The following is a 16,124-nucleotide window of genomic DNA, read 5'->3' on the forward strand; positions in this document are numbered from 1 at the left end:
CTTGAGCACCTTGCCAATGCCAGCAGGCAGCGTCTTGCGCGGCGGATCCTTCGTCTTGGGCATCTTGTTCGTCACTGGTGATCGAGTGCAAATTCTAACCCAGCGCCTTAGCGCGACAAAACCCCCGTTTGTGTTCTCGCAGGTACAGCGTTGCCATGGACTGTGGGGATCGCAGAACTAAACGCACACGCCGGCGGCGGCGGTAAGCTCCTGATGCCGGGTCATTTCCTACCCTGATCGTAGGTGCAGCTCTGGCGCAGTGGGGCGGCGATCGAATTCAGTTTGGCAGTGAAGCCCGCCAGTGTCGAGGCGGCCGTGGCTTTTGCGCCGCGTGTCGAATGACACAAAATGCGCACTTGGTCTTGCCGGTCTTCGAATTATCGCGAGCGCGCTCGCGTGTGCCGCAAACGTCACGCCGGGCAAGAAAGCGAAGCGAATCAAGAGGAGGAGGCCGTATGCTCGATATCGCAGCCGAGATCGCGAAGTTCAATAGCGGCCGGGACGCCGAGCGCCTGAACATGAAGTATCAGCGCATGCGCACGTCGCCGTTTATCTTTCTGCGCGGCACCTGTCACATCTTCTACAAGCGCTTGCCGTCTGGCGGCGTGCTCGAAGCGTCGCCGCGTACTTGGGTCTGCGGCGACATGCATCTGGAGAACTTCGGCAGTTACAAGGGCGACAACCGGCTTGTCTATTTCGACATCAACGACTTCGACGAGGCCTGCCTTGCACCGAGCCTGTATGAAATCGTCCGCTTGCTGACAAGTGTGCTCGTCGCGGCTGCGGATCTGCGCCTCAGCCGGGCAGAGGCGCTTGCTCTGTGCCATACGGCGGTCGATGCTTACAGTGCGGCGCTGCGCTTCGGCAAAACCCGCTGGATCGAAGAGGAAACGGCGGAGGGCATGGTTCGCGAGTTGTTCGACGGTTTGCACAACCGTTCCCGAGTCGACCATTTGAATCGGCGCGCCGAACTGAGGGGCAAGAAGCGCGTCTTGCGGCTCGATGGAAAGAAGGCACTGCCGGTAGGCGAAAAAGTGCGCGTCGACGTGACTGCCTTCATGGCCGAATTTGCCGCCCGCCAGGACAACCCGGACTTCTACAAAATGATCGACGTAGCTCGGCGAACTGCCGGAACCGGCAGTCTCGGTGTCGATCGTTACGTGATCCTGGTCGAGGGTAAGGGATCGCCCGACGGCAACTATCTGCTCGACTTGAAAGAGGCGTTGCCCTCGGCGGTGAGCCCACATGTAAAGGCGCCGCAGCCACGCTGGGATACCGAGTCAGCGCGTGTGGTCGCGGTCCAGCAGCGCGCTCAGGCGGTTTCACAAGCCTTTCTGCATGCTGTGGAGTTCAACAAGCGATCCTATGTGTTGCGCGGCCTGCAGCCCTCGGAGGATCGTGTCGCGTTGGGCAACTGGAACGGCAAGCTGCCCCGGCTCGAAACGGTCGTCAACAACATGGCGGAACTGGCCGCGTGGGCGCAGTTGCGCTCCGGCGGTCGCCAAGGATCGGCGATCGCTGACGAGCTCATCGAGTTTGGAAGCAGCAACCATTGGCAGATGCCATTGATCGAACTCGCCGTGCAATGCGAAGCCCAAGTCACGGCTGACTGGCGCACGTACTGCGAAGCTTACGATCGCGGTGGGTTCGGCGCGCAGGCGAAGAGCTAGGCGGCGCCGCAAGCCAGGTGCCGGGAACGATGCGCCCATGATTCAGGCTCAGGCGCCCGCGCCTGGTGCGCAGCATCGGGCTCTTCCGCTGACCGCCGGATCTCGGGCTCGCCATTACGTACGAATCGTGGTGCGGCGGTACGCAAACCCAAACCCTTCGCCCGGCACGAAGAAGCAACGCACATTCACCCGAGCCGACCTGAACCAGGCAATCGTGCAGATCGCGCAGCAGTCGAAGACACCTTCAACACCTGGCCAACGGTCTGCACGCACTCGCTGAACGGACTGATACGCCCTGCCCGTTCAAGGCGGTCCTTCGACACTATGTGGATTCAAACCGTTAAAGACAGACTCAAATCCGACATCAAAACTACAACATCTGTGTTTAGCCAGCGCTACGACATTTCAATTTGGCCTCGACAAAAATCGCGCGCTTTGCAACACTCCATTCCGCACAGCCTTCGTAATCCGTAAGAAGCGCCATCATGATTTTGATCGAAACCCGCAACCAGTTGATCATCTTGATAGCGCCCGAACCCTGCGTCCGTTAACGTGGCATTCATGTCGCTCTCCGTACTTACGGCGAGCGCTCAAAAATGACTGCGTCCCATCGTGCGTTTCACTGGGCCGTTGCCGCAAACAGTCCGGCAAGCTTTCTGCCGATCGCCAGCGCGTATATCGCAGTATCAACGTCATGCTGCCACCACCAGAGACGCGTCGATCAGGTGCTCCGCGAGGAACCAGACCTGCAATTCGTTAGTTCGCAATACGTCGCTGACCAGCACGTCATTGGTGCCAAAGTCGCCCAACTCGTTGGCCTTGCTGGCTGCACTGCGAGTGGCCACAATGACGATTTCATGCGCCTCCAACAGACGCGAAAGCTGTACCGGCACCTCTTCGCGTCCGCGTGGCGGACGCGGGACCATCGTCATTTCCGCCACATCGGCAGCCATGGCGATGCTGACCCCACCGAGCAGTTGAATCCGCTCTGCTAGCGTGTCGACGAGTTTGACCTGCTTATCGTAATGCGCGTCATACAGTCGATGCAACGACTGGAACGTAGGCCCAACGACCTGCCAATGATGCTTCTTGTACATGTCGCGCAGCGTCATAGTGTCGGCCAGGATCTGATTCAACAGCTCTATGCCCGTTTCGCACGCGGTTTGGGACAACGCGATTGGCAGCCTTACGACATGACCGTACGGCTGCAGCTCATGTGCGCGCTGGTGCAGCTTCGGCTCGGGCACATGTATCACGTCGCTGGATTGATTTCGGGTTTCGGATCTGCTGGCCCCGGTCGCCTTTGCCATGACTTACTCCTTCAACTCAAGCGTCGTATCAGGCCATGCTCAGCCTCGAGAGCAGCGCTTTTGCTGCTGCTTCCGACGACGCGGGATTCTGGCCAGTAATCAGGTTTGCCGCGACGACCACGTATGATTGCCAATCCGGCCCCTTCGAATACTTGCCTCCATTCTTCTTCAACATGTCCTCGACGAGGAAAGGCACCACTTCCGTAAGACCGACGGCCGCTTCTTCTGAATTGGCAAAGCCGGTTACGGGTTTATCGCGCACGAGCGGAGAGCCATCGGACGCCTTTGCATGACGCAGCACACCGGGAGCATGGCAAACCGCGGCGACCGGCTTTCCCTCCGCATACATGGTTTCGATCAATGCGATCGACTGCGGATCTTCTGCGAGATCCCATAGCGGTCCGTGCCCGCCGGGATAGAACACGGCGTCATAGTCCGCGGCCGAGACAGTTGAGAGCTTCGCTGTATTTGCCAGGGCCGCCTGCACTTCGTTATCCTTCCTGAAACGCCGGGTCGCTTCGGTTTGCGAATCCGGATCGTCGCTCCTGGGGTCGAGGGGCGGCTGCCCGCCTTTTGGCGAAGCGAGTGTCATCTCGACGCCTGCGTCCTTGAACACGAAATAAGGCGCGGCAAACTCCTCGAGCCACAATCCGGTTTTCCGGCCCGTATCGCCGAGCTGGTCGTGTGAGGTCAGCACCACCAGGATTTTCATGACAACCTCGCGAGTCCGTTCAATTCATGTTGCAACGAGCCGAAGAGCGGTGTCATCAACCCAAGTCATTCTGCCAGTATAGGCCGCTGTCAAGAGCGATGGGGGTGTTTCTGGTCTTGGTGCTGTGTCCTTTCCCGCCCCTCGGCCACGTCGGTACGCAAGCGAGCCGCCCGGTCTCCAGCAGCCCGTCAGTAATCGATGGTGATCCGGTTCTCGACGTGCATCACGCCGGGGGCAAGCCATGCGACCCGCTCGGCCTCCTCGCGCTCGGCCCATGAGCGGACCTTGCCGCGCAGGACGACCTTGTTGCCTTCGGCCTCGACCGTGATGTGCTGTGCGTCGACTTCCGCGTTGCGCTTGAACGCGTCCTCGATCTTGCGCTTGAGGTCCTCGGGCTTGACCTTCGGCTTGATCTCGATCTCGTTCGTCAGGCCGGTTACGCCGCTCACCCGCAGCGCCGTGTCGGCCGCGCGGCGGCGCTGGTAGTCCCATTCGACTTCGCCCTTCAGCGTCACGTGTCCGTCCCTGACGACCGGCTTGATGGTGTCCGCCGCATAAGGCACCTCGGCCTTCAGTTCGGCGATGATCTCGCGCACGATCTCCGGATCGGGCCGCTTGTTGATCAGCGGCAACCGCACCTCCACATCGTTTGCCACCCCCCGCACGCCGCGCACACGCGTCGCATCCTCCTCGGCCTTTTGCCTTTGCCGGAAGCTGCGTGCGAAACCAGACAATGTGACCGCGCCGTCCTTGACCGCAACCCCGATATCTGAAGGATCGATGTCCGGATCCCACTTCAGTTCGTACTCCACATCCCGTTTGATGTCTTCGTCCGTTCTCATCGCTGCTCCTAGTGGGTTTGTTAATGGACCAACACGCGCGCGGGCTACGCCCTGCACCGCACGCATCCGTCCACGGTAGGGCGCGCGGGGCAGATTTTCTTCCCTTCGCCTGCGCAGTTTTTGCGGAATGCTGCCGTACGTTCACATCTGAAAGCCGCGCCGCTGGAGCGCAGAGATCCGACACGTCTTTGCAGCAATGAGGAAGAAGTGCAACCGGCAAGAGCCTAGTCTTGATGTCATCATCATCGGGTCAATGGCCACGTCGACGTCCGAAGGTACGCGCCGGGCGGGACATGCAAGGCTGGCTGGCACCACCGCTGCTTCGCGGCGCGGTCGACCGGCTTGCGCCGTGAGCTGAGCATGGATTCAACCGTCTTGCCGCGGAAGGGTCTCGTTTTATTTCCCAGAGAAATGGAGCAAATCGATGAGCGATCTAGTCGTTGTAAGCTTCAAAGGCGAAGAGACGGCCGACCAGGTATTGACCAAACTCCAGCAGATGCAAAAGGAGCACCTGATCGACCTTGAGGATGCCTGCATCGTGGTCCGTAGCGCGAAGGGCACGGTACACCTCAAGCAAGCCGTCGATCTAGTCAAGATCGGCGCGCTCAGCGGCGCGGCCTGGGGTGGTCTGTTTGGTGCGCTGGTTGGGCTCATGTTGCTCAATCCGCTCGTCGGACTGGCAACGGGCGTGGCCATCGGTGCTGGCACCGGCGCGTTGTCGGGCGCGCTCTCGGACTATGGGATCGATGACGATTTTATGCGTTCGACGGGCCAGAACATTGAGCCGGGTTCGTCCGCGCTCTTCATCCTCGTGCGTCGCGTGAACTTCGACAAGGTCCTGCCGGAACTGAAACCTTTCGGCGGAAAGCTATTGAAGACGTCTCTGACGAACGACCAGGAGGAACGCCTGAAGAAGGCGCTAGAGAGCCTGAACAGCAGCGGCACGACAGCATGAGCACCCCTGCGTTGCATCAGGGTTGTGATCTTGAATACTGTTGAAGTTCGCATTTGGGTCGGATCGGCACCCCGACAATTATGCAGACCATACGGTGAGGACGTCGATCAAATCGACGCGCAGTTCGACATTGGAGAGTACTCACGCTTAAACTTCCGAAGACTGATACGACCGCATCTGAAGGCCGGAGAATCGAAATTCAGCAGTTGCGCGAACTGAGCGTCGGCCGACCGTGCTGTAGCGGACGCTTCGTCACTGGATGTGCTTCCTGGGGCAACAAGGTCGTTGAGAACACATGTGCACGTGGGACACGCGGCGGGCAAGGTGTTTTTCGGGTCGTGAGCTCCGAAGGTAGAGCAACGGACTTCTAATCCGTTGGTCACCGGCTCGAATCCCGTACGGCGCGTCCGGTGGAGGACGGCATGAAAGCAGGAAGCAACACCATAGCGGCGCTCGCAGCGGTCGTCCTGTCAGGGCTCGTCTATGTGAACTGCCCACAGATAAGATCGCTTTGCGCCGAAGGCAAGACACTCGACCTAGCCGTCTGTGCTGCGACTAAGATCCAGGTCGCTTGTAACACGGAAGCGCGCCGGAAGTACAGAATGTGTGTGAAACAAACGACATGTTCCCTTTAGGTAATGCCCGCCGTTAGCGTTCAGGTTCCAAGGCGAGCACACAAAGCGCCGCCAAATCGAGAAACCCGGAGAGTCTGCATGCCAGATCGTGCGACGTCAGAAACGCGAGCCTTTCAGGCTTGTACAACTCAAAACCGCTCTTCGCGAGCGGCTTGTTAGGCGCGGTGCCGGGGTCGGGCATCTCCTGCTTCACGGACGCGCCGATCTCTCGCGCCACCCGGCGGACCGGTGACGTCGATTTGGATGTCGTCGATGCCACGATTTTCGCTCTGCGTGATGAAAGTGGCGATCTCCGCCTCCAATAACCGTGATTGCAGGCACACAACGCTGCTGCAATAGCGAAATTCCGCTGGTTCCCTCATGGAGCGCAACATGACAAAGGTAAGCCGCGTCGCCCCCCGGAAGTCGAAAGTCGAGGAGCCGGAAGCGCCGATGACCGTGGACGAACAACTCGACGAAGCGCTCGAAGAGACCTTTCCTGCGAGCGATCCGATTGCTGTTCACCCTGAGCCCGAGGAACAACCTGCGAAGAAGTAGACTCAGCCGTCGTCGGTACTGGAAAGCAACAGAGCGAGCTTCTCGACGCGCTGCAAAAAGCGTTTCCTGTGCGTAAATTTGTTCGAGGCGCCCGGACAAGTCGGAAAGTCTCGCAGCCCAACGTGGAAATTTACCGTGATCGGGGGCTAGGCTTCAGGCCCATTTCCTTACGTTGACAGTGCCGTTCCACGTTCCCGAAGTCGTCGTGCTCATTCGCAAGGAAGGGCGGAACTAAAAGCAGCATTGCGCAATAACTGCGCAGGCAAAGGGAAGACGTGCACGTCGGCACGCTTTACGATGGATGTTCGCGTGGCGCAGCCCGCGTGCGCGCATTAGTCCATCAACAAACCGACGAGCGCAGCGATGAGTACCGACGCCGACATCAAGCGAGACGTGGAGTACGAACTGAAGTGGGATCCGGACATCGATCCGTCCGATATCGGGGTCGCGGTCAAGGACGGCGCGGTCACGTTGTCCGCTCGGCTTGCTGCCCGAGCAACTGACGGTGAACACGGTTGCGCAGGCCGGGGTCAATCTGAATTTTGGCGTCTAAGAACGCCTGCTCGCGCAAAAACTCGGGTCGATGCCGCCGATTCAGTAAGCGAAATTCGCAATTTCGCCCTGGACAGCTTGTCACAAAACGAGGCCTTGGCGGTCATGGGCGGCTAAGAAATCACCGCGTCGAGCCATCGTTTTTTCAAGGTCGCACAGGGCGGCGATCGGCGGCTGGCCCGACAGCCGTCGCCCTCCTGCGGCTATCCGGCGCACCTCTTGAAATTTCGTGCGGGTGTTCCTACTCTGGGTTTCGCTCAGGCAGTCGCGTTATCGCGTTGCGTCATTCGATTTGTTTGCCAGAGGCCTAGCAGGTGAACTGGAGCGCGTGTGCCCGTTCGTCCACCTTTGATGGATGAAAGGAGGATACGACCATGAGTGATCTCTACTGCGGGAGCGACCTCTTCAGCGGCGGATCGACGCACGCCTCCGTGCTTCCCGCCCAGCACCCGGTCCGTCAGGTGCGGCGGCTTCGCGCCCGGCATGGAGCCGGAACAGCGCTGCAGCCCGCCAGGTAACAACCGGGAAAATCCAGTGATGCCACGGTAATCTGTTGCGCACAGGATTGGTTTATCGTTCAGTACTGCTTTTTGTTAGGGCGAGTTAGGGTGGATTCACGATTCAGACGTGTTCTATCTACTTGTTTAGGAAAACGTTATGAAACGGTTGAATGTTTTCGTCATGCTGTTAGCACTTGCCGCTGGCTGCGCGAGCGGCGCAGCGCATGGCGCACGCGTCGGCGTCTTCGTCGGGCCAGTCCCATACTACTACCCGGTGGCCCCCGTTCCGTACCGCTACTACTACCCGCCTGTCGTAGCCGTGCCGGCCGTCCCGGACAACTACGTCGAACAAGGGCAGCCGTCGGGCGGACGGGCGCAACCAGGCGGGTCCTGGTACTACTGCAACGCGTCGAAAGCTTTCTACCCGTATGTGAAGGAATGCCCTGGTGGGTGGCGTGAAGTGCCAGCCCAGCCAGCATCATCCAACTGACGATCCGGGGAAATATGAAATGAACCGTTCTGCGTTCGCTCTACTCGCCTCGCTGACCTGCGTCAGCGCCTGCACGATCGCGCCGACGGCTTTCAGCGTCATGGCACTGCCGGGCACCGGCAAGACCTTTGATCAGTTTCGCACCGATGACGGCTCGTGCAGGCAATTTGCATCCGAGCAGGTGGGCGGAGTCTCCGCAAACCAGGCCGCGACCACCAGCGTGGTAGGCAGCGCCGCGGTAGGTACGGCACTCGGCGCGGCTGCAGGCGCGGCGTTCAACGGCGGCCGTGGCGCAGCCGTGGGCGCTGGTGCCGGCCTGCTTGCGGGTAGCGTACTCGGCGCCGGCGCTGCGCGGACTTCCGCGGATGAGGTGCAGCGCCGCTACGACTCCGCATACGTGCAATGCATGTACGCGGCCGGCGATCGCGTTCCGCTCTCCGGCCATCTCATGACAGCCCCAGTCACCGGTCGCTATGTGCCCGCGCCACCGCCTCCCCGGGTTCGCCGCCTCCGGCGAACCCGGGGGAGGCACACTGCATCGGTGTGGCGGCTCGGAGTTAATAGCCGGTTCGTAACAGGAGAGCGCAGTCTCGTCGTTCAACGAGGGCGGGCGCGCACCAGCAATTTTTAGCGCAATCCAGATGTTCAGATGTAAGGAGGGATGATATGAAAGCACAAAACAACAAGCATATGGCTGTCGCCGCGGCCCTCGCGGCTGCGTTCGCGTTCAGCCCTGCCGGCAACGCGTTTGCGGCGCAAGCCACTGGAGCGGTCGGCGGCACCGTCACCGACAGCAGTGCCGGCAACGCAAACGGCGGAGGCTTGCCGCAGATCCAGCAACAGGGCGACGTGTCCTACGTGTCGGGCGGCGTCGGCCAGGACGAATCGACGGCGCTGAAGCGCGCGCGAAGCCACTGGCCGCTGGCGATGCAGTTTATCGGACCGGGATCGGACTTTCTCGCTGATGTCCACGTCCGGATCGTCGACGCACATAACAACGAGGTGCTGCAAGCCGATTCGCTCGGCCCGTTCATGCTGGTCAAGCTGCGTCCCGGCCGCTATACGGTGCACGCGACCTACAAGGACCGCGATCAGACGAAGACCGTCAGCATTGCCAGCAAAAGCAGCACGCAGGCGGCGTTCTACTGGAACGTCGAATAGCGCGCTGGAAGATCGTCCAGGCGGGCCAGGTTTCGCCCCTAGTGAATTGCCACGGGGCTCGCCCCGTGGCTTTTGTTTTTAGCGGCTGCATCCCGTTTTGCCACCCGTCGCGATGACGGAAACCGTTCGCCCACCGCGCACTGGAGCAGCCGCGCCAGATCGGCGCGATGCCGGCTGAGGGCGACAGACGTGTCGAAGGCGGCGGAACGCAGTCGTCGTTATAGCGCCAACGATTACCGACGCGATGATGACGATGAAAATGAGGGAGACAAGCGAGGCAGTCAATAACGACCGCATTCCCGCAGTTCATTCGATGGTCGCGTAACGCACATGCTACGGCCCTTCGCATTTGCGCGGGATCTTGCGGATAATTGCCCAAAGCAGAACGCACGTATTCAGTTATTGATAACAAAGATCGAACGATTTCACGCTTCTGATACAGGGTACCTGTCATGTACTCGAAGAGGTACCAGGCTTGAGCAGAGGGTCCATGCACACTAACCGCCCACCCAGCACGCGCCGACCGGTCGTCAACCGCTCATACGATCTGTGCAGGTCTTGGGAGGCATCGCGTGACGCACGGTTTAATGCAGCCCCGCGCGCGTCACGCGCGGCTTTTTCCCGTTGGTCCGCTTGCGTATCTTGAATAACAAACAACCAGTCTGCGTCGCGGGCCACCTGTAGACGCGCTGGCTTGCTTCGGTGATTGCGCAACCGGAACATTACGTCGAGCGTGAAGACCTCGACACCGCGCCCCCGATCCAACACCTGTACGACTTGTGCCTGTACGGCTTGTTCAAGCCTGGCCCCGTCACTTGGGTCTAGCCGGTCGAGTATCTTCGGTTTTGCCAGCTCACCAGCAGCTCATCAGCTGCGGACACCCGCTTTAGATACGATGCGGGCGGACTTGGAGAGGATCGGGCCTTTGCACACCAGCATCTTCCGGCTTTTTGCGCATTTTTCCGAAGAGCGGCTTTGCGGCGCGCCCTCCTTGATGCAGTTCGCCGAAGCGACCGATTGTCCGAACATCCCCGGGTTAGCGACTAGACTTAAAGCATCGTTGGCGCATGCTCACGCAAGAGGAACGTATGCGCCGTTCAGTCACGATCCGGACGTGCGACCGAAGCGAGCAGACCGATGCCGAAGACCGTTCGAACCGCTGAGCAGATTCGCGACGAACTGCAGAACCGCATGGCGAAAATCGCCGCTGACGTGCCTGGAGCTTTGCGCGTGCGCATACCGCTGCCAGAGCGGCATCCGCCGGACGCATCCGGCCGCAACTGGAACATAGTGCCGCTCAATGACCTCGGCGCAGATTGCGCACATCATGTCCAGAAGATGATCGAAGACATGCGCACCGAGTTCGTGCTTCCAGATTGACGCCTAGATACGAAACCAGAGCGGCTCATGCAAACGCACGTATTTGAACATCGAGGCTACGAGATCACGGTACAGCCGGAGCAGAACGCATACGGCGCGTGGCAGGCGAAAGTGAGTGTGCGCCTTGCCGATAGCACCGTGGCTGAATTCCGTCCGGATACGGTTCAGCCGGAATGGCTTACGCAGGAGGAGGCGGTGCGGGACGGCATCGAGTGGGGTAGGCGTTTTGTCGATCACAAGGTGGAAGAGTCGCACGACCGGATGTGATGGAACCATCAGCGAAAGCAAAAAAAGGCAGTTTAGCGAAAGACGCCGCTCTTCGATGGAGGAGCGGTGGGCACTGGACGGCCAGGCAGGCAGCAGTTCGAAAATCGATAACTATCTGGGCTTTCCACAGGCGTACCGCAGACCGAATGGGCGCGCGAAGTTGGCATTGTCCGCGATGAAGGCGGCTATCTCGTGACCGGTCCCGACCTGCAGGAATATCGGGCGAATCTGAAATGGCCGCTCGAACGCGCGCCGCTGCATCTGGAAACCTGTGTGCCTGGCGTATTCGCCGCAGGCGACGTCCGCCACGCGTCGATCAAGCGCGTGGCTTGACCAGTACAACAACGAGCGCGAACATCAGGGGCGATGGTGTTACGGCAAGACGCCTATGCGCACGTTTCTCGATTCACTCGAACTTGCCAGGGAGAAGCTCATCCCACACTGATCGGCTATCGTCCTTTACCAGCCCGACCAACTGTCAGGTCGAGTCTCGGCTAATACACGTGATCTGCGAGGTTGCGGGCTTTCCACAAACACTGCACTCGGCCATGATGAACTCCTTTTCGTCCACGAGGGCATCGCTTCCCGGGCGGGTATTGGGTGGGTGGAAATATCTGTTCCGCTGCTTATTCCGGTGTCGCCTTGTTTGCGCGCTGGGCTCGCGCTGCACTCGAAACGAGGCAATCCAGTGGACGGCACGTCGATCGATCCGTTGTTCCCGCAGCACCCAGTTCCTCTAACCGTGCGCAGGAACGCATCGGTATGCTCAACCCCGCGCCGCACGGTGACTTCGTCCGTGTCGAGGCGTACCACGACTTCCAGCAGCGGCACATCGTCCACTTGCACTGGCAGACCGCGTGCCGCCACGCGTTGGGCAATTAGCCCAGCGGCTTGCTCGGGAGCAAACCGGACTTCATGCTCGCTCGTTGCCTCTTCGGGTTCTCCGCCACTGCCAGGTAGCACGTCTTCGACCTTGAGCGTTTCGTTCGGTTGCCAGAATCCGAAAATCTGTTGTTCGCCTCGCCGACTTCGTCTGGGACCCCAGCCAGCGTAGCGGTGCAGCGCCCCCCTTCAATGGAATATGCCGGGATGCCCGCGAAGGCGCTGAAATCCGCTATGTGTTCGGCTTCTTCCCCGGCGGTTCGCGTGGTAGTGGACAGTACCGGTCGCAGCTTTACGCGATAAGCGTCGCCGCTACACAGAGTGTCCCTTTCCACACCCGCCCGCAAACTGACCAGTTCCGTCGAAGACGGTGCAGATGCCGCTTCGGATGGTGCGCGGCCAGTTCACCGATCTGTTGCTCGATGCTGGCGTGGGCCGAATCACCGAGACTCCGGAAGCTGAGGAGTTGTTTCACGATAGGCCTGACCGTGGAGTACGGACGGTGCTATTTGATCTCGATGCACCGCCTGGCTGCCGGTTCTCCGGCCGCTTTGGGGACGCGCAGCGTCAGCATGCCGTTTTCAAATCTGGCCTCTGCCCGATCGAGATCGATGCCCGCGGGCAGCGGGACCGCGCGCTGAAAGTGTCCAAACGACCGCTCGACCCGATAGCATCCCTGTTCTTCGCTGGTCGATTCGAAACGCTTGTCGCCGCTGATGATCAGCATGTCTTCAATCACTTCGAGTTCGACGTCGTCGCGGGTCATGCCCGGCAATTCAACGACAATACGCAGTGCGTCGCCTTCGTCGGTGACGTCAATCCGCGGTTGAACTCGCTCGCGCTGAAGTCGCCGAACCAGCTCCCGAGCGGTCCACGCCCGCCGAACGGATCGCGGATCAATTCGGCGAACAGATGAATCGGATCGGGCAGCGGCCAGCTGGCAGGCGCGAGTACCGGCGCAGCAGCCGCTGCAATCGGTGCCCCGTTACCCGTTTGCGTGCCGCCCGTCTGTTGCCCATTTTGCCGGGCGCTCTCCTGATTGATGCGCGGCGCACCGGTCTGGCCCGATGCGTTTTTTTGCGCGGGGTGTGAGCGCAAAAACCGGAACGGATTCCATTTGTCGAGATCCAAAAGCATGTGATTCTCCTTACGTGAGGTGCGCCAGTGCCAGACCTGAGGCTGGACCACTGGAGATGGCGGGTGGTCCATTCGACCTCCGGATGCGAGCGGCGCGGGGCTGGCCGTGGCTTTGATCTTGTAACCTACGAGTGCCCGTGAGCGGTGCGTTTACGGATGTAATGGCGCGTGCGGCTCGCCAGTCAGGCCGTCGTGATGCCAGGCACGCGCGGTGATGCCGAGTACGAACAGCAGCGAGCCCGTGAACAGCGCATACACGCCGATCAGCCAGACGAGCGCTAGTGCGCCGGCACCCGGAAAGAGCAGCACGAAAATGCCGAACAGCACGGACAGCACGCCGGTCAGCACCAGCATCCATGCATGGCGCAGGCGCCTGTGCAGCCGCGTTGCTGCGATCAGATCGAATACGCCGGTGATAACCGCGTTCGCGCCGATGACGGCGACCAGCACGAGCGTGGTAATGCCCGGCACTAATGCGGCGATCATACCGGCGCCGATGCTGCAGATGCCGAGCAGCAAGGGCACCCACCAGCCGCCGTGCGTCGCGCGGTAGCGGATGGCTCCGACAATCGCGACAATGCCGCCGGCGATTGCGTAGGCGCTAAAGAGGGTGATAAGCAGTAGTAGAGTGAGGCCGGGCCAAAATAGCGCCAGAGTGCCGAACAGTAGCGCTACCGTGCCACGCAGAATGAGCATCCACCAGGCGCGTCCAAGCAGTTCATCCATGTGGAACTCCAGGCTCTACCATCATGCGATGAACTTTAGTCTAGGCTCCACGCAGCTGCGTTTCTTTCGCGTTTCTGCCATGCGTTTAACAATTCTGCATTCGTTCACGAGGCGTGCCGAATGGCATCCGCATGTACGAAAATAGCCCGATCCATCACCGCTTTTTTATAGCGGCTTGCCGTGAGACCTTCTAACATGAACTTACGCTGCGCACGGTCTGGCATTGCCTTTTTTTGCTGGCCTGGGGTTGCACCGTCACCACCGGAACGAAGGGAATCTCATGAAAACGAATCTGCTTGTATTGCTGCTCGCGTCGTCGCTCGCACTCGCTCCAGCCGCGAACGCCCAGGTGGCCGGTGCCCAGCCGCTTGGTGTCAGTGTGGAAGAGTCGGCTGCGATCGTAGCAGGCTGGAGCGTGAGGAAGTCGATCATGGACAAGCCGGTCTTCAACGAGAAGGGTGAGCGTGTCGGCGTCATCCATGACATTATCGTGGCACCGGACCGGTCGGTATCGTTTGCAATCGTCGCCGCAAACCAGTTTCTGGGGGTGTCGCATCACGACGTGGCCATTCCGATTGAGCAGCTCGATTTCGTCAACGGCAAACTGGTGCTTGCTGGTGCGACAAAAGATGCGATCAAGGCGCTGCCCGAGTTTCAATACGCAAAGGTACGCACGACACCTAAGGCGAGGTCCGACTACAGCGAACATCACTGACATATGTCTCGCGTCGTCCGCGATCGATGCATTTGACGCGCGGCAAATTCATTCCCAGGGCACTGCGCCGATTAGTGCCGCCGCGTGACTATTCGTCGTGCCGCATGACCGCCGCCTGCTCTTCAGGCGACTTTCTTAACCAGCGCCGGTGCAACGCACGTTCAATGCTGCCGCCCACTGAGAGCAGCAGCAGGAGCAGGGCGGTGGCAATACCCGCAATCTGCCAGGCGCCGATGCCGCACACAATTCCGAGCGCGGCGGTGACCCAGATCGAAGCCGCCGTCGTCAAGCCGCTGATCCTGCCGGTGGCGCGGTTTTGCAAGATCACCCCGGCGCCGAGAAAACCGATGCCCGTAATGACGCCCTGAATCGCACGGCCGGCGTCACTGCCGTCGGTGAAACCGTGCAGTTCGAAGGACATGCCGGCCATCGTCACGAGACAGGAACCGAGCGCAACAAGGCCTAGCGTCTTGACGCCGGTTGGCTTGCCATGCAGGTTTCGATCGAGCCCGACGATACACCCCACCAGCACTGCCGCGACCATGCGCAAGATCGCCTCAAGCAATTGCACGTGTGAAATCATCGGCATCCCCGCTAAGGTTTCCAGCTAACGTCGCATTCGGCGAGCACCTGACTGTTCACTACAGTCTAGCGTCGAAGGGAGCAAACTGCTTGAGCGTCAACAGCCCTCAGGAGACCCTTAAGCCTAAAGACCGCAGTGATCCACTTGCGATCGCAGCGATCGGTGGGCGTGGCAGCGGCGTAGATGCGGTGACGCGCGCGCAGATGTAGCGCAGCAGCCCGCGCCAGCGGTCGAGCTTCGGGAACTGCTGCGCGAAGCGTGCGACGTTGAAACCGTGGGGTGGCTTGATAATGGGCCGATGCAGCACAAAAGCTAATTGACCCGAAGTGGCGACTGCCTCGTCGAGCACGATTTTCAGTATTAGTACACTCCGGGCACCCTACGAGAAGCCGGTGACGACGATGTTGGCGGGCAATATATCGGACCGCGCGTGCAGCCCGCTGGAGCGCGAAAGGCATCCGGCGCCCACCCGGCCGATCACGCAGCAAACAGGCCTTCTGCCCGAACTTTCGACGCTCAGGTGTGGGGCGCGTTTCCGTTCCAGGCGTTCTGAAGTAGCGCCCCAACCGGCTCACATTTGAAAGGTCGCGGTTTCCAATAGGGATTCGACAGGGTTGTTTCGCATGCTTTATCGAGGTCAGATTCCTGCATGCCAGTCTCGCGCAAGCCAAATGGAACGCCGAGCCCTCGTCCATGCAACGAAGACACCATGCGCAGCGCTCTCGCGGCCTGCGCGTGGCAGATTCGTGTCATGGCCTCAGGCGACGACGCGCTGTTGTATGCCAGTGCGCAAGGCAAATATGATCGCGTGCGTTTCCGTATGCGGCAGGTTGAAGCTTTCGCCAAGAGTACGACAGAGCTTGTGATGAAGCACCATTCCAACGTGCCCGGCATACAGGCGCATAGCCATGCACCGCAGAGACAATCACTGTGCGCTAACACAGGTTCTAGCAGGCTGTTGAAATTGGGAACGGTGTAAACGGGCTTCGAGGCCCGAGCGTTATGGATATTGTGTTCATGACCTTGGGCGATGAGTGCGATGCGTGGAATGGACGAGATGCAAGAACCGC

General features: G+C 60.1%; 20 protein-coding genes and 2 pseudogenes. 13 read left to right on the top strand and 9 right to left on the bottom strand.

What is annotated here, in order from left to right; genetic code table 11:
* Positions 1–180: 180 nt before the first annotated feature.
* Positions 181–320: pseudogene (locus tag ABQJ48_RS36590) on the bottom strand (IS30 family transposase); the annotation flags it as partial.
* A 135-nt stretch (positions 321–455) separates the two neighbouring features.
* Here ABQJ48_RS36590 and ABQJ48_RS36595 point away from each other — a divergent pair.
* Complete coding sequence (locus ABQJ48_RS36595; protein WP_367842761.1) at positions 456–1,670, top strand: DUF2252 domain-containing protein; 1,215 nt, start codon at positions 456–458, stop codon at positions 1,668–1,670.
* A gap of 692 nt (positions 1,671–2,362) precedes the next feature.
* On the opposite strand, the gene ABQJ48_RS36600 is transcribed toward ABQJ48_RS36595, so the two are convergent.
* The 3 genes from ABQJ48_RS36600 to ABQJ48_RS36610 all read right to left on the bottom strand — a co-directional run bounded on the left by ABQJ48_RS36600 (position 2,363) and on the right by ABQJ48_RS36610 (position 4,534).
* A complete protein-coding gene (locus ABQJ48_RS36600; protein WP_367842762.1) occupies positions 2,363–2,980 on the bottom strand; it encodes a Dps family protein in 618 nt (205 codons plus the stop codon).
* A gap of 28 nt (positions 2,981–3,008) precedes the next feature.
* Complete coding sequence (locus ABQJ48_RS36605; protein WP_367842763.1) at positions 3,009–3,692, bottom strand: type 1 glutamine amidotransferase domain-containing protein; 684 nt, start codon at positions 3,690–3,692, stop codon at positions 3,009–3,011.
* Positions 3,693–3,880: 188 nt separating this feature from the next.
* Complete coding sequence (locus tag ABQJ48_RS36610; protein WP_367842764.1) at positions 3,881–4,534, bottom strand: BON domain-containing protein; 654 nt, start codon at positions 4,532–4,534, stop codon at positions 3,881–3,883.
* A gap of 424 nt (positions 4,535–4,958) precedes the next feature.
* Between ABQJ48_RS36610 and ABQJ48_RS36615 the strand changes: the two genes are divergently transcribed.
* Positions 4,959–5,489, top strand: a complete 531-nt coding sequence (locus ABQJ48_RS36615; protein ID WP_367842765.1) for a DUF1269 domain-containing protein — start codon at positions 4,959–4,961, stop codon at positions 5,487–5,489.
* Positions 5,490–6,137: 648 nt separating this feature from the next.
* Here ABQJ48_RS36615 and ABQJ48_RS36620 read toward each other — a convergent pair.
* A complete protein-coding gene (locus ABQJ48_RS36620) occupies positions 6,138–6,383 on the bottom strand; it encodes a hypothetical protein (protein WP_367842766.1) in 246 nt (81 codons plus the stop codon).
* 113 nt (positions 6,384–6,496) lie between these two features.
* Between ABQJ48_RS36620 and ABQJ48_RS36625 the strand changes: the two genes are divergently transcribed.
* The 9 genes and pseudogenes from ABQJ48_RS36625 to ABQJ48_RS36665 all read left to right on the top strand — a co-directional run.
* The gene (locus tag ABQJ48_RS36625; protein WP_367842767.1) at positions 6,497–6,661 is read left to right on the top strand and encodes a hypothetical protein; all 165 of its coding nucleotides are present in this window, start codon (positions 6,497–6,499) and stop codon (positions 6,659–6,661) included.
* 363 nt (positions 6,662–7,024) lie between these two features.
* Positions 7,025–7,330, top strand: a complete 306-nt coding sequence (locus ABQJ48_RS36630; RefSeq protein WP_367842768.1) for a BON domain-containing protein — start codon at positions 7,025–7,027, stop codon at positions 7,328–7,330.
* Positions 7,331–7,870: 540 nt separating this feature from the next.
* Complete coding sequence (locus ABQJ48_RS36635; protein WP_367842769.1) at positions 7,871–8,203, top strand: hypothetical protein; 333 nt, start codon at positions 7,871–7,873, stop codon at positions 8,201–8,203.
* A gap of 19 nt (positions 8,204–8,222) precedes the next feature.
* Positions 8,223–8,834 carry a hypothetical protein gene (locus ABQJ48_RS36640; protein ID WP_367842770.1) on the top strand — a complete coding sequence of 204 codons (612 nt, stop codon included), beginning with the start codon at positions 8,223–8,225 and terminating at the stop codon, positions 8,832–8,834.
* A gap of 35 nt (positions 8,835–8,869) precedes the next feature.
* The gene (locus tag ABQJ48_RS36645; RefSeq protein ID WP_367842771.1) at positions 8,870–9,364 is read left to right on the top strand and encodes a carboxypeptidase regulatory-like domain-containing protein; all 495 of its coding nucleotides are present in this window, start codon (positions 8,870–8,872) and stop codon (positions 9,362–9,364) included.
* 1,191 nt (positions 9,365–10,555) lie between these two features.
* A complete protein-coding gene (locus tag ABQJ48_RS36650; RefSeq protein WP_367842772.1) occupies positions 10,556–10,744 on the top strand; it encodes a hypothetical protein in 189 nt (62 codons plus the stop codon).
* A 27-nt stretch (positions 10,745–10,771) separates the two neighbouring features.
* Entirely contained in the window at positions 10,772–11,011 is a 240-nt protein-coding gene (locus ABQJ48_RS36655) for a DUF6566 family protein (protein ID WP_367842773.1), read from the top strand.
* A 192-nt stretch (positions 11,012–11,203) separates the two neighbouring features.
* Positions 11,204–11,344 carry a hypothetical protein gene (locus ABQJ48_RS36660; protein ID WP_367842780.1) on the top strand — a complete coding sequence of 47 codons (141 nt, stop codon included), beginning with the start codon at positions 11,204–11,206 and terminating at the stop codon, positions 11,342–11,344.
* A gap of 1 nt (position 11,345) precedes the next feature.
* Positions 11,346–11,456 (top strand): annotated as a pseudogene (locus ABQJ48_RS36665) (IS481 family transposase); the annotation flags it as partial.
* 942 nt (positions 11,457–12,398) lie between these two features.
* On the opposite strand, the gene ABQJ48_RS36670 reads toward ABQJ48_RS36665, so the two are convergent.
* The 3 genes from ABQJ48_RS36670 to ABQJ48_RS36680 all read right to left on the bottom strand — a co-directional run bounded on the left by ABQJ48_RS36670 (position 12,399) and on the right by ABQJ48_RS36680 (position 13,756).
* A complete protein-coding gene (locus tag ABQJ48_RS36670; RefSeq protein WP_367842774.1) occupies positions 12,399–12,659 on the bottom strand; it encodes an Hsp20/alpha crystallin family protein in 261 nt (86 codons plus the stop codon).
* On the bottom strand, positions 12,656–13,030 hold the full coding sequence (locus tag ABQJ48_RS36675; protein WP_367842775.1) for a hypothetical protein: 375 nt from the start codon (positions 13,028–13,030) through the stop codon (positions 12,656–12,658). The genes ABQJ48_RS36670 and ABQJ48_RS36675 overlap by 4 nt, the downstream gene beginning before the upstream one ends.
* Positions 13,031–13,180: 150 nt before the next feature.
* Positions 13,181–13,756 carry an HdeD family acid-resistance protein gene (locus ABQJ48_RS36680; RefSeq protein ID WP_367842776.1) on the bottom strand — a complete coding sequence of 192 codons (576 nt, stop codon included), beginning with the start codon at positions 13,754–13,756 and terminating at the stop codon, positions 13,181–13,183.
* Between the two features lie 280 nt (positions 13,757–14,036).
* Here ABQJ48_RS36680 and ABQJ48_RS36685 point away from each other — a divergent pair, with 280 nt between their 5' ends.
* On the top strand, positions 14,037–14,471 hold the full coding sequence (locus tag ABQJ48_RS36685) for a PRC-barrel domain-containing protein (protein WP_367842777.1): 435 nt from the start codon (positions 14,037–14,039) through the stop codon (positions 14,469–14,471).
* 88 nt (positions 14,472–14,559) lie between these two features.
* Here the strand turns inward: ABQJ48_RS36685 and ABQJ48_RS36690 are convergent, their stop codons facing one another.
* Positions 14,560–15,054, bottom strand: a complete 495-nt coding sequence (locus ABQJ48_RS36690; protein WP_367842779.1) for an MgtC/SapB family protein — start codon at positions 15,052–15,054, stop codon at positions 14,560–14,562.
* A gap of 709 nt (positions 15,055–15,763) precedes the next feature.
* Between ABQJ48_RS36690 and ABQJ48_RS36695 the strand changes: the two genes are divergently transcribed.
* The gene (locus ABQJ48_RS36695) at positions 15,764–16,033 is read left to right on the top strand and encodes a hypothetical protein (protein ID WP_367842778.1); all 270 of its coding nucleotides are present in this window, start codon (positions 15,764–15,766) and stop codon (positions 16,031–16,033) included.
* Positions 16,034–16,124 lie beyond the last annotated feature (91 nt).

Source organism: Paraburkholderia suaedae (assembly GCF_040812055.1).
In the GTDB taxonomy this organism is placed as follows: domain Bacteria; phylum Pseudomonadota; class Gammaproteobacteria; order Burkholderiales; family Burkholderiaceae; genus Paraburkholderia.